We start from the raw sequence: 14,887 nt of genomic DNA on the forward strand, positions 1-14,887 counted from the left end.
CGAGCCTAATGGCTGCCCCGTACGGATCTCGGATCTCGAATCTCGAATCTCGAATCTCGAATCTCTCCAGCTTCGAACAAAGCGCGGGCCTGCTCACTCTTTCGTGGGTACGGGAAAGGGGGCGGGCCCGACGCTTGAGCTCCGAGATTCGAGGGTCGAGACGCGAGCTTCGAGATTCGAGCGGTGCCGTTATCCGGAAGGAAAAGAAGGGGTTTGGGTAAACCCTCCCCACCTCCCCGACCCGTAACGCTCAGCAAGTGTGACTATTCGTGATCAGGTTGCGGCGTACTGTCACAGCTGCATACGTTGCCCTCACCAAAACGACCCCGACGCGGTGTTCTTCGCACCGGCCGGGGTCTCACCCCAAGATCGAACGGACCGACCTCGTGGCTATCGAGAACCTTAGCCCTGCCCCGCGCACAGCCGCAGCTTCGCGCCCGTACGCCAAAGCCGCCCCCGCCTACGGAAAGCGCACGGCACCCGACCAACGTCCGCACAGCGCGCATGACTTCGCGCTGCTGCCGGAACGGGAGCGGTACGTCGCCGGATATGTCGACCGGCTTCCCGACGGAAGCGCCATGGACGTCAAGTCGCTGGCCAAAGCACTCCCCCTGTACGGCCAGATGGCCGTCGGCAGCGCCCTCCGGGCCCTGAGCGCGGCCGGTCACCTGCGCCGCGTGCGATGTCAGGTCGTCGACGCGGAGAGCCAGAGCCGCTGGGTCACCCGCACCTTCTGGTCCCGTACCGCACGAGACAGCGAGTGGTGGGCCGCCTTCGCTCACGCCGGGGACCAGCGGACCATTCCGCTGCCCGAGACGGAACCCGCCGCGCCCCCACCGCTCTGGGCGGCCACGCGACCCGAGGAGCCCGTGGCCGCCGAGGCCCGGACGGTTCAAGCCGAGCCGGTGCGGCCGTCCGAGCCCTCCCAGCCCCCTCCCGCGCCTGTGGTGCCACTCGTCCCCCCGCAGCGGCACGCCGGTGAGGGCAGCCCGGCCGTCCCCTCGCCCGCATACCTCGCCCTGGCCCAACTAGGCTGCGAGGAACCTCGCCTGGCTCTCTCCGCCGCCGATTGCGCTGTCCTCGAAGAGCTGGCTTCCGCCTGGCTGGACCGGGGCGTGAACGCGGGCTACCTCACCCGGGCCCTCACCGCTGGACTTCCCGCGCAGGTCGACTCCCCCGTCGGCTTCGTACGCAGTCGGCTCATCGCCAAGCTCCCGCCCAGCCTGCCCGTCGCGGCGTCGCGTCCCGCACCCGCCGGCCCTGTCCGCCGCATCATGATGGAGTGCACCGAATGCGGCGTGCCCGGCCCACCCGAGGCACTGCCCGACGGCCTCTGCCGAGCCTGCCGCGCGCCTGCCCAGGTCACCGGCGGCGCCCCGGGGCCCACCGCTTCGGAGCCCGCCGGACGCGACATCAACGCGCTGGTCGGCGATCTCCGCAATCTGATGCGGACGCCCTGACCCCCGGTGGTGGAGCGCCGCTGCTTGAGATCCCCGGCCACGAGATCCGCCTCGTACGCGATCTTGTTACGGCGGGCGGTGATGCTCGTGAACTGCGCCTTCAGCGTCTTGTCCGTGTACACGGTCCGGCCGCCGAACCAGGCGTTGATCTGTAGCCTGCGCGAAGGAACACATCGGCACTGAATCGGCTTGAAGTGGCAGTCCCAGGCAGGACCGGCCAGTACCGTGCGCCGAATGAACAGTGCTTCCCCCACGTCTCCCGCCTTCCGTCTGATCGTCACAGGCGGTGGCACCGGCGGCCACACTTATCCCGCCCTGACCGCGATCCGTGCGTTGCAAGAACGGCTGGCCGGTGAGGGCCGGACGCTCGATGTGCTGTGGATCGGGACACCTGAGGGGCTGGAGGCCCGAATTGCCCCGGCGGAAGGCATCGCCTTCACCACGGTCGCGACCGGCAAAATCCGACGCTCCAGCAATCCGTTGAAGATGCTGAGCCTTGCCAACGCGAAGGACATGGCGCGCGTGCCGCTCGGCGTGGTCCAAGCCCGCAGGATCATCTCGAAGTTCCGGCCCGACGTCGTACTCGCTACGGGCGGCTACGTGGCCGTTCCCGCTGGGCTCGGTGCCCGACTGTGCCGGCGACCGCTGGTCCTCCATGAGCAGACCGTGCGCCTGGGGCTCGCGAACCGAAAGCTGGCTGGCTCGGCGACAAGGATCGCGGTCTCGTCGGAGTCGACAGTGCCGCTGCTTCCGGAGGCGGTCCGGGGCGCTGCGGTCGTCACGGGTAATCCCGTGCGCCCTGAGGTGTTGTCGGGGCACCCGGACAAAGCGGTGGAAGCCCTCGGCCTGACGGCGTTCGACCGGCGGCTCCCCACTGTGTACGTCACTGGCGGTGCGCAGGGGTCGCAGCAGATCAACGAAGTCGTACGGGGAGCCCTGCCCTGGCTGCTGGGGCGGGCGAACGTGATCCACCAGTGCGGACCCGCCAACGTGGAGGAGTTGCGGCATCACGCCGCGGGCCTCCCCGTGGAACTAGTGGGCCGCTACCACCTTGCCGGGTTCATGGGCCCGGAGCTCCCTGATGTACTGGCGCTCGCCGACGTAGTGGTCTCCCGCAGCGGCGCCGGCACGCTTGCCGAGCTCACAGCGCTGGGCAAACCGGCCGTGTTCATCCCACTCGCCTCCTCGGCCGGGAACGAGCAGGCCCACAACGCCCGGCACCTGGCGGAGTCCGGCGCCGCTGTCGCGCTGCTGGGTGAGGTGACAGCGGCGGGCCTCACCGACGCGGTGGGCCCGCTCCTCACGGACCCCGGCCGTCGGGACGCGATGGCGGAGCGGGCCCGGGCGCACGGGAGGCCGGATGCAGCGGCCAGGCTCGTGGATGTGATCCTGGCAGCTGCATCCGGCTGAGGCAGGTGTTACAAGTGGCCGAGGTGCAGTGCCGTGCCTGCCTCGATCAGCACGGCACAGTCGTTGAACACCTCGTCGCTCTGGCCCATCGGGTCGGGGACATCGCGGTCGCCGAGGTAGAGGCCGAGCTTCGGGGAGTTGTCCTCGGTACAGGTCGCGCGCAGCGTTCCGAGGACCGCGGCGTCCATCGTCAGCACAATGTCTGCCCAGTCCAGCATTTCCAGCGTGATCTGCTGGGCTCGGTGGGCGCTGAGGTCGTAGGACAGACCTAGGGGGTCTCTTACGGATCACTGGTGGAGGTTCGATCGCAGGGCCTGCTGGCGTCGGCAGAACTGCTGCCTGCGACGATGCGCCTGTGAGCTATGACCTTGCTGTGTGGGACGGCGACCGTCCACTCGACAACCACCAAGCTGGCTCGACCTACGACGAGCTCTACGAGCGCTACCTGGAGTCGGACGATGTCGTCGTGCCTCCGGCGCCGCGCATCACGGCGTACGTGGAAGCACTCGTCGCGCGATACCCGGACGACATCGACCTCAGTGTCGTATGGGCGTCGCCACCGGTCATCGATGAGGCATCGGGGCCGATCGTGTACCTGCTCATGTCATACGGCAAGGCTGAGGAGGTGTCCGAGTACGCAGCTTCGCTGGCTCGCGACCATGGGCTCATCTGCTTCGATCCACAGGGAGAGTGCCTCCGGCCGTAAGCGATCATTTCAGCAGGCGGACCAGAGGAAGATGGCCGCGACGAGGAGGCCGGCACGGTAGACCGTGGCGGTTTTCTCGTAGCGGGTGGCCAGACCGCGCCATTGCTTGATTCGATTGATGCAGCGTTCGACGGTGTTGCGTTGCTTGTATGCCTCGCGGTCGAATCCGGGTGGGCGCCCACCGCTGCGGCCTCTGCGCTTGCGGTTGGCGATCTGGTCGGCAGGTTGCGGGATCACGGCCCGTACTCCGCGTCGTCGCAGGTGGTCCCGGATGGCTCTTGATGAGTACGCCTTGTCCGCCAGCACCATGAAGGGCCTGGTCCTGGGCCTGCCAACTCGGCGAGGGATCCGAATGGCAGCCATCACGTGATCGAACGCCGGCGCGTCTCCGGCCTGGCCGGGCGTGAGTACGAAGCCCGACGGGCGACAGCGGCTGTCAGCAGCGAGATGGATCTTCGTGGTCAAGCCACCACGAGACCGTCCAATCGCGTGGTCTTCGGGTTCGTCAGCCGGAGCCCCTTTTTGCGGGCGCCGGCGCCGTTTTGGTGCACGCGCACGATCGTGGAGTCCACCGCCACTACCCAGTCCACGTCGCCTTCGGCATCGGCCTGGGCGAGAAGCGCGGTGAAGACCCGTTCCCATGTGCCATCGATGGCCCAGTTCCGCAGCCGCGTATAGACGCCCTTCCACGAGCCGTACTCGGCCGGGAGGTGCACCCACTGCGACCCGGTCTGGAACTTCCAGGCGATGGCATCGATCATCTGCCGGTGATCACGCCACCGCCCGCCTCATCTTGGCGTTCGATCAGGCAACAACGGCTCTATCCGCGCCCACTGGGCGTCAGCCAACGGCACGACTAAACCAACGATCCGATGATCGGAAAGAAACGCCCTGGACAGAACACCTAGGGCCGGCTCCAGTCGCCCAGTACGGTCGGGTGCGCCCAGTGCAACATCGTCACGGCATGAACGAGGCGGGCGTCCGGCCAGCCGCTCACCGCCCGGTAACTGCCCTCGTCGAAGTGCATCACCTCCTGGCCGTCACACCCCCACCGGGTCGTCAACGGCATCCGCGGGAACTCGCCCCCGAGAGGAATCAACACCAGCATCACCGCCCACACCGGCGAGAACAGCCACCACAGGAACCAGCCGGCCAAGTGCCCCTTGCGGCCGAGCAGCACCGGGCCACCGCTCACCTCCACCCGCCACGACGTACGGGCGAAGCGGAAGATGCTCCCCCGCCGGCGCGTCACTCGCGCCAACAACTCACCCTGGGAGCCGAGCACGCGGTACACAGCCGTGCCGGACTCCGCCGACTCGGTGTCGATCACCATCACCCAGGCCTGCCGATGCGGGTCTCCCCACAGCGTCAGATGCCGCCAGTCCCTGTCCTGCGTCCTCTTGTCCCGCTTGACGTCCTCGACGAACAACTCGTACCTGGGCACCTGCGCAGACGCGTCCCCACCAGGTCCCCACGCCAGCACCGGACCCGGCCACGTCCCGGGCGGCTGCTTCTTCAGCTCGCGCTCGCCCAGTTGCATCCTGACATTGATCCTGGTCCCGGCTGCCACACCCGTCACGTATGTCATCCCGCCCCCGTCCGATCGGCCGAGCCGGCCAAGCTCCCCCCGATACAGCGAAACGGGGCCCGGTCTTTCGACCGGACCCCTCCCGCTCTCCCCCAATGTCAGGGCTTCCCCATCCCCCCGGATACACCCCCCGGAAGCTCCCGACTACAGATATGACCCGGCAGAGCCCCGGAGGGTTGCACGGTCGGGCAATCTTTTTTGCCCGAGAGGTCACCTCCGCCGATACCGCCCGGTCACGGGGTCAGCAGGCGTGCTCCGCATACCGGGCGGCGACCTCGGCCAGCACCTCCGAGCCGTCGCGGGCCCACAGCTCCTCGTTGAAGATCTCCACCTCGATCGGGCCGTCGAAGCCCGTCGCCTCGACCGCCGTCCGGAAGGCGCGGAAGTCCACGCAGCCGTCGCCCAGTTGGCCCCGGCCGACCAGCACGCCCGCCGGCAGCGGGGTGATCCAGTCGGCGAGCTGGAAGGAGTGGATCCGGCCGCCCGCGCCCGCGCGGGCGATCTGCGCCGGCGCCTGGTCGTCCCACCACAGGTGGTAGGTGTCGACGACGACCCCGACCTGGTCCGCCGGGAAGCGTTCCGCGAGGTCCAGGGCCTGGGACAGCGTGGAGACCACGCAGCGGTCGGAGGCGAACATCGGGTGCAGCGGTTCGATCGCCAGGCGCACGCCGCGCTCCGCCGCGTACGGGGCCAGTTGCCCCAGGGCGTCCGCGATGCGCTCGCGGGCGCCGTACAGGTCCTTGGATCCGGCCGGGAGGCCGCCCGAGACCAGCACCAGGGTGTCCGTGGACAGGCCCGCCGCCTCATCGAGCGCCGCGCGGTTGTCGTCCAGGGCGCGGGCCCGCCCGGCCGGGTCGAGGGCGGTGAGGAAGCCGCCCCGGCAGAGGCTGGTGACGGACAGGCCCGCGTCGGAGAGGAGACGGGCTGTCGCCTCTACGCCGTACTCCTGGACGGGGGCCCGCCACAGGCCCACCTTGTCGATGCCCGCCTTCACGCAGCCCTCGGTCAGCTCCGGCAGCGACCACTGCTTGATGGTCTCCTGGTTGATGGAGAGACGGCCGTCGTTCATCGGGTGCCTCCGTTGACCGTGAGGAGCGCGCGCATCCGGGACTCGGCCAGTTCCGGGTCGGGGAACAGGCCCAGCCGGTCGGCCAGTTCGTACGCCTTCGCCAGATGCGGCAGCGAGCGGGCCGACTGGAGGCCGCCCACCATCGTGAAGTGGTCCTGGTGGCCGGCCAGCCAGGCGAGGAACACCACGCCCGTCTTGTAGTAGCGGGTCGGCGACCGGAAGAGGTGACGGGACAACTCGACCGTCGGGTCCAGGAGTTCGCGGAAGCCCTTGGTGTCGCCGGTGTCCAGGACCCGGACCGCGTGGGCGGCCAGCGGGCCGAGCGGGTCGAAGATGCCGAGCAGGGCGTGGCTGAAGCCCCGGTCGTCGCCCGCGATCAGCTCGGGGTAGTTGAAGTCGTCGCCCGTGTAGCAGCGCACCCCGCTGGGCAGCCGGCGCCGGACGTCGATCTCGCGCTCCGCGTCGAGGAGGGAGATCTTGATGCCGTCGACCTTGTCCGGGTGCTCCGCGATGACCTGGAGGAAGGTGTCGGTGGCCGCGTCGAGGTCCGCGGAGCCCCAGTAGCCGTCCAGCGCCGGGTCGAACATCGGGCCGAGCCAGTGCAGCACGACCGGCTCGGTGGCCTGGCGCAGCAGGTGCGCGTACGTCTCCAGGTAGTCCTGCGGGCCGTTCGCCGCGGCGGCGAGTGCGCGGGAGGCCATCAGGATGGCCTGCGCACCGCTCCCCTCGACCAGGGCGAGCTGCTCCTCGTACGCGGACCGGACCTCTGCCAGCGAGGCGGGGCCGGGCGGGAGCTGGTCGGTGCCGACGCCGCAGGCGATCGCGCCGCCGACGGACCTGGCCTCCGCCGCCGAGCGGCGGATCAGCTCGGCGGCGCCGGCCCAGTCCAGGCCCATGCCGCGCTGGGCGGTGTCCATGGCCTCCGCGACCCCGAGGCCGTGCGACCAGAGGTGGCGGCGGAAGGCGAGGGTGGCGTCCCAGTCGACGGCGGCCGGGGAGTCGGGGCTGACGTCGGCGTACGGGTCGGCCACGACGTGGGCGGCCGAGAAGACCGTACGGGAGGCCAGGGGCGCCCCGCCGGGGGCGAGGTCGAGGGGGGTGGTGCGGGGCTCGTACGGCCCCTGCGGGAGGTGGATGGTCACGAGATCAACTCCGGTGCGCCCTGCGGGAGGTGGGTGGTCACTGGATCAACTCCGGTGCGCCCTGTGGGAGGTGGGTGGTCACTGGATCAACTCCGGTGCGCCCTGCGGGAGGTGGATGGTCACAGGCTGAGCTCCGGGACGTCGAAGCGGCGGCCGTCCGCGGAGGACTTGAGGCCTAGCTCCGCGAGCTGGACGCCGCGCGCGCCCGCCATCAGGTCCCAGGTGTAGGGCTCGTCCAGCACGATGTGGCGCAGGAACAGCTCCCACTGGGCCTTGAAGCCGTTGTCGAAGACGGTGTTGTCGGGGACTTCCTGCCACTGGTCGCGGAAGGACTCGGTGGCCGGGAGGTCGGGGTTCCAGACCGGCTTGGGGGTGGCCGAGCGGTGCTGGACGCGGCAGTTGCGCAGCCCCGCGACGGCGGAACCGTGGGTGCCGTCGACCTGGAACTCGACCAGCTCGTCGCGGTTGACCCGCACCGTCCAGGAGGAGTTGATCTGCGCGACGGCGCCGCTCTCCAGCTGGAAGATGCCGTACGCGGCGTCGTCGGCGGTCGCGGCGTACGGCTTGCCGTACTCGTCCCAGCGCTCCGGGATGTGCGTCTGGACGTGCGCCTGGACGGTGGTGACCCGGCCGAACAGCTCGTGGAGCACGTACTCCCAGTGCGGGAACATGTCGACGACGATGCCGCCGCCGTCCTGCGAGCGGTAGTTCCAGGAGGGGCGCTGGGCCTCCTGCCAGTCGCCCTCGAAGACCCAGTAGCCGAACTCGCCGCGCACGGAGAGGATCTCCCCGAAGAAACCGCCGTCGATGAGGCGCTTCAGCTTCAGCAGGCCCGGCAGGAAGATCTTGTCCTGGACGACGCCGTGCTTGATGCCGGCGTCCCGGGCGAGCCGGGCCAGCTCCAGGGCGCCTTCGACGTCGGTGGCGGTGGGCTTCTCGGTGTAGATGTGCTTGCCCGCCGCGATGGCCTTCTTGATCGCGTCGACGCGCGCCGAGGTGACCTGGGCGTCGAAGTAGATGTCGATGGTCTCGTCCGCGAGCACCGCGTCGAGGTCGGTCGACCACTCGGTGAGGCCGTGCTGCTCGGCAAGCGCCTCCAGGGCGTGGGCCCGGCGGCCGACGAGGACCGGCTCGGGCCAGAGCACGTCGCCGTTGCCGAGGTCGAGGCCGCCCTGCTCCCTGATCGCGAGGACCGAGCGCACCAGGTGCTGCCGGTATCCCATGCGACCCGTGACGCCGTTCATGGCGATGCGCACTGTCCTGCGTGTCACGAAAGTTCCTCCATACAGTCGTAGCAAGCGCTTTCTATCGGGGATGACGCTAGCCTGCCGACAGCGGCCCGGACAAGAGGGGCCCACCGATTGGACCTCTCCCCCCATCACTCCCCCGGAGGAATCTCGATGACAGTCACCCTGGCGGACGTGGCGGCTCGCGCCCGGGTGTCCCCGGCCACGGTGTCCCGTGTGCTGAACGGCAACTACCCGGTGGCCGCGTCCACTCGGGAGCGGGTCCTGCGTGCGGTGGACGATCTGGACTACGTGCTGAACGGGCCCGCCAGCTCACTCGCGGCGGCCACCTCCGACCTGATCGGCATCCTGGTCAACGACATCGCGGACCCGTTCTTCGGGATCATGGCGGGCGCCGCGCAGTCGGAGATCGGCGGTCCGGGCGACGGTTCCGGCCGGGCGGGCGGCGAGAAGCTCGCGATCGTCTGCAACACCGGCGGCACCCCGGAACGCGAGCTCACCTACCTGACCCTGCTCCAGCGCCAGCGCGCCGCCGCCGTCGTCCTCACCGGCGGCGCGGTGGAGGACCCGGCGCACCAGGCCGCGATGTCCGCGAAGCTGGCGAAGCTCGCGGACGCCGGGACCAGAGTGGTCCTGTGCGGGCGGCCCCCGCTGCCGGACAGCGCATCGGTCCTGGCCGCGCTCGCCTTCGACAACCGGGGCGGCGGCCGGCGGCTGACCGAGCACCTGATCTCGCTGGGCCACCGCAGCATCGGCTACGCGGCGGGACCGCTGGAGCGGACCACGACCCGCCACCGGCTGGAGGGCCACCACGAAGCGATGAGGGCGGCGGGGCTGTACGGGGACGGAGACGGGGGCGGTGCTGCCGCAGCCAAGGACGGGGGCTCCCGTACCGAGGAGCGCCTCACCGTGCACGGCTCCTACGACCGCAGCTCCGGCTACGACGCCACGGTCGAACTCCTGCGCCGCGAACCGGGGATCACGGCCGTCGTCGCCGCGAACGACACGGTGGCCCTGGGCGCCGCCGCGGCGATCCGCGACCGCGGTCTGCGCATCCCCGAGGACGTCTCGGTGGCCGGCTTCGACGATCTGCCGTTCTCGGTGGACGTGGTCCCGGCGCTGACGACCGTACGGCTGCCGCTCTTCGAGGCGGGGGCGCGGGCGGGCCGGCTGGCGATGGGCAAGGAGACCCCGCCGCCGGGCGGCATCGCGACGATCCCGGCGGAGCTGATGGTGCGCGGCTCGACGGCGGCGCCCCGGGGGTGACCCCGCTTCCGGTGACCGGGTCCGCGGGGGACTTGATTCCCCGTGACCGGATCCGCAGGGAGATGACTTCGTTCCCCGTGACCGGATCCGCCGGGCGGGTACTTGCTTCCCCGTACCCGGGGCATCCGTAGTTCAGGCCGCAAGCCGATGAAGTGCCGGCCACCGACCGGGCCGTACGGTGCGGTGGCAGGGCAGGTACCGATGGAAGGACATGCACGTGAAGCTCGCTTTCTCCACCCTCGGGGTGCCGGGGCTGCCGATATCCGAGGTCGTCCGGCTGGCCGCCGAGCACGGCTACCAGGGGGTGGAGCTGCGCGCCCACCCGGAGGAGCCGGTGCACCCCGGGCTCTCGATGCTCGAACGCGCCGACGTGGTCGAGGAGTTCAAGCGGGGCGGGATCGAGATCCTGACCGTGGCCGGTTATGTCAGGGCCGCGGCGGAGGGCGAGGACCAGCCGGTGCTCGACGAGCTCGCCGGCCTGGTGGAGCTGGCCCGGGACCTGGGCGCACGCAATGTCCGGGTCTTCCCCGGCGGCGGCGACCAGGACCCCGAGACCGCCGACGCGACCGCCGCCCGCAGGCTGGCCGCCGCCGCTCCGTACGCCGCGGACATGGGCGTACGCATCCTGCTGGAGACCCACGACTCGCACCGCGCGGGAGCCGCCGTGGCGCGGGTGGTGGGGACGGTGGGGCACGGGAGCATCGGTGCGCTGTGGGACATCATGCACACCTGGCTGGCCGGTGAGGAACCGGTCGCGAGCCATGCGGTGCTGGCCCCGCACCTGGGCTACGTCCAGGTGAAGGACATCGCCTCCGCCGAGGAGACCGAGCCCCTCGCCCTGGGCGCCGGGGTGCTGCCGCTGCGGGCCTGCCTGGACACCCTGGACGCGGACAGCTGGGTCTGCTGGGAGTACGAGAAGCGCTGGCACCCGGGGGCGGCGGAGCTGCCGGGGCTGCTGAGCGCGGGGCGCGAGCACCTGCTGCGGCTGGGCGCGCCGAAGCAGTAGGGCCGCCGCCCGCCGGAGCCGGCCCTCAGACGGGGGCCGGCTCCGGGCTCTTCGGCGTCACGCCCCTGGGCCGCCGCGCCCCCGCCAGCGAGGTCAGCGCCACCCCGCCGACCAGCAGCGCCGCCGCGCACCACCGCAGCGGGCTCACCGACTCGTCGAGCAGCAGGGCGGCGGACGACATCCCGAAGACCGGCACCAGCAGGGTGAACGGGGCCACAGAGGACGCCGGGTACCGGCTCAGCAGGAAGCCCCAGGCCCCGAAGCCGAACACCGTGGTGATCCAGGCGACGTAGACGATGATTCCGGCGGCGCTCCAGTCGAGCGCGGCCAGTGCCCGCGTATCACGGTCCCAGCCCTCGAAGAGGAGCGAGAGCCCGAGCAGCGGCAGCACCGGGACGGTGGAGACCCAGACCATGAAGTTGAGGGCGTCGGGCGGGGCGGCCTTGCGGGTCAGCACGTTGGACACGCCCCAGCAGGCCGCCGCCGCGATCACCAGGACGAAGGCGAGGACCGGCCCGCTCGCCCCTTCGTCGACCGCCGCGACCCCGATGCCGGCGAGGGCCACGCCCATCCCCAGCACCCTTACCCGCCCCGGCCGTTCGCCCAGCGCGAGCGCCGCGAACAGGGCGGTGAAGACGGCCTGGACCTGGAGGACCAGGGAGGAGAGTCCGGCGCCCATCCCCCGGTCCATGCCGATGAACAGCAGCCCGAACTTGGCCATCCCGAGGACAAGACCCACCCCCACGATCCACTTCCACGCGACCTTCGGGCGGCCGACGAAGAAGACCGCGGGCAGCGCCGCGACCAGGAAGCGCAGGGCGGAGAAGAGCAGCGGTGGGAAGTGGGCGAGGCCCAGCTCGATGACGACGAAATTGACACCCCAGACGGCTGCCACCAGGGCGGCCAGGGCGATGTGGAGGGGACGCATGTCCCGAGGATCACCCGCATCGACCGTTTAGCACCAGCGCGGATTTCTTCATGGTGAAATTGAGTGTTGCTAACGAATTGAATGTGCCGACACATTGATGGTTCCAGGAGGCCCCGGTGCTCGATCTCTCCCGGCTGCGCGCGCTGCACGCCATCTCCGTCCACGGTTCCGTCGCGGGCGCCGCCGCCGCGCTCGGCTACACCCCGTCGGCGGTCTCGCAGCAGATCACCAAGCTGGAGCGGGAGACCCGTACGACGCTGCTGGAGCGTCGCGGACGCGGGGTCGCGCTCACCGAGGAGGCGCTCCATCTGGCCGCCACCGCCCAGCAGTTGCTGGCGATCGTGGAGCAGGCGGAGACGACGCTGGAGGAGCGCAGGGGGCTGCCGACGGGGCGGCTGTCGATCGGCGCGTTCGCCTCGGCGGCGCGCGGGCTGCTGCCCGGGGTGCTGGCGGAGCTGGACCGCGAGCACCCGGCCCTGGACGTCCGGATGACCGAGGTCGATCCGCACCTCTCGGTCGACCTGGTGGCCAAGGGCGTGATCGACCTGGCCGTCGCGCACGACTGGGACATCGCGCCGCTGCCCGCCCCGGAGGGCGTGGCGCAGGCGGTGATCGGGGAGGACCGCTGCGATCTGCTGGTGCCCGCGGGTCACCGGCTGGCGGGCCGGGACGGGGTGCGGCGCGAGGAGTTGGCGCGGGAGCGGTGGATCTGCCAGCCACCCGGGACGGTCTGCCACGACTGGCTCGTACGGACGCTGCGCACGGCGGGCTACGAGCCGGACATCCGGCACCAGGCCGAGGAGAATCACACCCAACTGGCCCTGCTCGCCGCCGGTCTCGGGGTCGCGATGATGCCCCGGCTGGGGCGCGGACCGCTGCCGGACGGGGTGGTGGCGGTGCGGATCGAGCCGGTTCCGGTGCGCCGGCTGTACGCGCTGTGGCGTACGGAGGCGGCCCGCCGCCCCGCGATCACGGCGGCCGTCTCGGCGCTCCAGGCGCACGGCGCGGACGTGGGGCTGCGGTAGCGGCGGCCGGTTCCGGGGCGCGGCGCTCTCCGGCGGGGACGCGCTCAAACGGTCCGCACCCTTGACCGGAAGTTATTTTCTGGATATCCGTGATCCTTGGAAGTTTCTTTCACCATCATCTCGTCACCGAGTACGGCCGAAGGAGCTCACGTGCACCACCGCCCCTCCAGACGCACCCTCCTCACCGCCACCGCCGCCACCGCAGTCGTCGCGGCGACGGGCACGGCGGTCGCCCCCGGCGCCGTCGCCGCCCCGAACTCCTCGGGCAGCAGCCACAACTCCGCAGCCACCACCCGGCGGCTGAAGCGGATCGTCTCCCGGATGAGCCTGGAGGAGAAGGTCGGCCAGCTGTTCGTCATGCGGGTCTACGGGCACTCCGCCACCGAGCCCGACCAGGCCGACATCGACGCCAACCTCGCCGAGATCGGCGTGCGCACCGCGGCGGAGATGATCGCCAAGTACCACGTCGGCGGCATCATCTACTTCACCTGGGCGCACAACACCCGTGACCCGCACCAGATCGCGGATCTCTCCAACGGCATCCAGCGCGCCGGTCTGGCGGGTCCCAGCTCCCTGCCGCTCCTCATCTCCACCGACCAGGAGCACGGCATCGTCTGCCGGGTCGGTGAGCCCGCCACGCTGATGCCGGGCGCGATGGCGCTGGGCGCGGGCCGTTCGCGCTCCGACGCCCGTGAGGCGGGACGCATCGCGGGCGCAGAGCTGGCCGCGATCGGCATCTGCCAGAACTACGCCCCGGACGCGGACGTCAACGTCAACCCGGCGAACCCGGTGATCGGGGTGCGCTCCTTCGGCTCGGACCCGCAGTCGGTGGCCGGGATGGTCGCGGCCCAGGTGAAGGGGTACCAGAGCGCCGGGATCGCCTCCACGGCCAAGCACTTCCCCGGTCACGGCGACACCAGCACCGACAGCCACACCGGACTGCCGGTCATCACCCACACCCGCGAGCAGTGGGCCGAGCTGGACAGGCCGCCGTTCCGGGCCGCGATCGCCGCCGGTATCGACTCGATCATGACCGCGCACATCGTGGTGCCCGCGCTCGACCCGGCCGAGGACCCCGCGACCCTGTCCCGGCCCATCCTCACCGGAATCCTGCGCGAGGAGCTGGGGTACGACGGCGTCGTGGTCACCGACTCGCTCGGCATGGAGGGCGTGCGGACCAAGTACGGCGACGCGCGCGTGCCGGTGCTCGCCGTACAGGCGGGCGTCGACCAGCTGCTCAACCCGCCGGACCTCGACGTCTCCTGGAACGCCCTGCTGGCGGCCGTGAAGAGCGGCGAGGTCAGTGAGGCCCGGATCGACGAATCGATCCTGCGCATCCTGCGGCTGAAGACGAAGCTGGGGCTGTTCGAGGACCCGTTCGTCAGCCGCCGGGGCGTGGACCGTACGGTCGGCACCCGGTCGCACCTGGCCGCCGCCGACCGGATCGCGGAGCACACCACCACGCTGCTGGCCAACGAGGGCGCGCTGCTGCCGCTGTCGCGCCGCTCGCACCGGAAGCTGCTGGTGGTGGGGGCCGATCCGGCCTCCCCGTCCGGTACGACGGGACCGCCGACCGCCACCCTGGCCGCGGAGTTCAAGGAGCTGGGGTACGCGGCCACCGCCCTGTCCACCGGCACCGCGCCCGCCCAGGCGGACATCGACGCGGCGGTGGCGGCCGCGCGGGGCAAGGACGCGGTGGTGGTGGGCACGTACAACGTCACGGCGACCAGCTCGCAGCGGACCCTGGTGAGCGCGCTGGCCGCGACCGGCGTGCCGGTGATCACGCTCGCGATCCGCAATCCGTACGACATCGCCCAGCTGGACGGTACGGGGCACGCGGCGAGCCTCGCCGCGTACTCCTGGACGGATGTCGAACTGCGGGCGGCGGCCCGGGTGATCGCGGGCCGCGCCGAACCTCGTGGCACCCTGCCGGTGCCGGTCCAGCGCGCGGACGACCCGTCGCGGGTGCTGTACCCGGTGGGCTACGGGCTGTCGTACTGAAGCCCTGAAGCGATCCGTGCCGGCGGCCGCTGCGGCCGC

13 protein-coding genes and 1 pseudogene are annotated in these 14,887 nt (G+C 70.9%); 7 read left to right on the plus strand and 7 right to left on the minus strand.

All coding sequences use genetic code 11. The annotated features are described in order from the left end of the window. Positions 1–386: 386 nt before the first annotated feature. Both OG892_RS13165 and OG892_RS13170 read left to right on the plus strand, forming a co-directional pair. Positions 387–1,460, plus strand: a complete 1,074-nt coding sequence (locus OG892_RS13165; RefSeq protein ID WP_371629234.1) for a MarR family transcriptional regulator — start codon at positions 387–389, stop codon at positions 1,458–1,460. 234 nt (positions 1,461–1,694) lie between these two features. Then, positions 1,695–2,870, plus strand: a complete 1,176-nt coding sequence (locus OG892_RS13170; protein WP_371629235.1) for a glycosyltransferase — start codon at positions 1,695–1,697, stop codon at positions 2,868–2,870. Positions 2,871–2,878: 8 nt separating this feature from the next. Here the strand turns inward: OG892_RS13170 and OG892_RS13175 are convergent, their stop codons facing one another. Further along, entirely contained in the window at positions 2,879–3,136 is a 258-nt protein-coding gene (locus OG892_RS13175; RefSeq protein ID WP_371631629.1) for a hypothetical protein, read from the minus strand. Positions 3,137–3,225: 89 nt separating this feature from the next. Between OG892_RS13175 and OG892_RS13180 the strand changes: the two genes are divergently transcribed. Next, positions 3,226–3,576 (plus strand): hypothetical protein, encoded by a 351-nt coding sequence (locus tag OG892_RS13180; RefSeq protein WP_371629236.1) that lies wholly within the window; start codon positions 3,226–3,228, stop codon positions 3,574–3,576. A 9-nt stretch (positions 3,577–3,585) separates the two neighbouring features. Here the strand turns inward: OG892_RS13180 and OG892_RS13185 are convergent. From OG892_RS13185 to OG892_RS13205, 5 genes and pseudogenes are all read right to left on the minus strand, one after another. Then, positions 3,586–4,430, minus strand: a pseudogene (locus OG892_RS13185) (IS5 family transposase). Between the two features lie 50 nt (positions 4,431–4,480). Continuing rightward, positions 4,481–5,164, minus strand: a complete 684-nt coding sequence (locus OG892_RS13190; protein WP_371629237.1) for a hypothetical protein — start codon at positions 5,162–5,164, stop codon at positions 4,481–4,483. Between the two features lie 241 nt (positions 5,165–5,405). Next, entirely contained in the window at positions 5,406–6,233 is an 828-nt protein-coding gene (locus OG892_RS13195; RefSeq protein WP_371629238.1) for a sugar phosphate isomerase/epimerase family protein, read from the minus strand. After that, the gene (locus tag OG892_RS13200; RefSeq protein ID WP_371629239.1) at positions 6,230–7,375 is read right to left on the minus strand and encodes a dihydrodipicolinate synthase family protein; all 1,146 of its coding nucleotides are present in this window, start codon (positions 7,373–7,375) and stop codon (positions 6,230–6,232) included. The genes OG892_RS13195 and OG892_RS13200 overlap by 4 nt, the downstream gene beginning before the upstream one ends. A gap of 119 nt (positions 7,376–7,494) precedes the next feature. Then, complete coding sequence (locus OG892_RS13205) at positions 7,495–8,646, minus strand: Gfo/Idh/MocA family protein (RefSeq protein ID WP_371629240.1); 1,152 nt, start codon at positions 8,644–8,646, stop codon at positions 7,495–7,497. 129 nt (positions 8,647–8,775) lie between these two features. Between OG892_RS13205 and OG892_RS13210 the strand changes: the two genes are divergently transcribed. Both OG892_RS13210 and OG892_RS13215 read left to right on the plus strand, forming a co-directional pair. Then, entirely contained in the window at positions 8,776–9,888 is a 1,113-nt protein-coding gene (locus tag OG892_RS13210; RefSeq protein ID WP_371629241.1) for a LacI family DNA-binding transcriptional regulator, read from the plus strand. A gap of 217 nt (positions 9,889–10,105) precedes the next feature. Then, the gene (locus OG892_RS13215; RefSeq protein ID WP_073739641.1) at positions 10,106–10,894 is read left to right on the plus strand and encodes a sugar phosphate isomerase/epimerase; all 789 of its coding nucleotides are present in this window, start codon (positions 10,106–10,108) and stop codon (positions 10,892–10,894) included. Between the two features lie 25 nt (positions 10,895–10,919). Here the strand turns inward: OG892_RS13215 and OG892_RS13220 are convergent, their stop codons facing one another. Continuing rightward, complete coding sequence (locus OG892_RS13220; RefSeq protein WP_371629242.1) at positions 10,920–11,822, minus strand: EamA family transporter; 903 nt, start codon at positions 11,820–11,822, stop codon at positions 10,920–10,922. Between the two features lie 116 nt (positions 11,823–11,938). Here OG892_RS13220 and OG892_RS13225 point away from each other — a divergent pair, with 116 nt between their 5' ends. Together OG892_RS13225 and OG892_RS13230 are read left to right on the plus strand one after the other, a co-directional pair. Continuing rightward, entirely contained in the window at positions 11,939–12,847 is a 909-nt protein-coding gene (locus OG892_RS13225) for a LysR family transcriptional regulator (RefSeq protein WP_371629243.1), read from the plus strand. A gap of 150 nt (positions 12,848–12,997) precedes the next feature. Next, complete coding sequence (locus OG892_RS13230) at positions 12,998–14,848, plus strand: glycoside hydrolase family 3 protein (protein ID WP_371629244.1); 1,851 nt, start codon at positions 12,998–13,000, stop codon at positions 14,846–14,848. Positions 14,849–14,887 lie beyond the last annotated feature (39 nt).

The sequence above is a fragment of the Streptomyces sp. NBC_00341 genome, assembly GCF_041435055.1.
Lineage (GTDB): Bacteria > Actinomycetota > Actinomycetes > Streptomycetales > Streptomycetaceae > Streptomyces.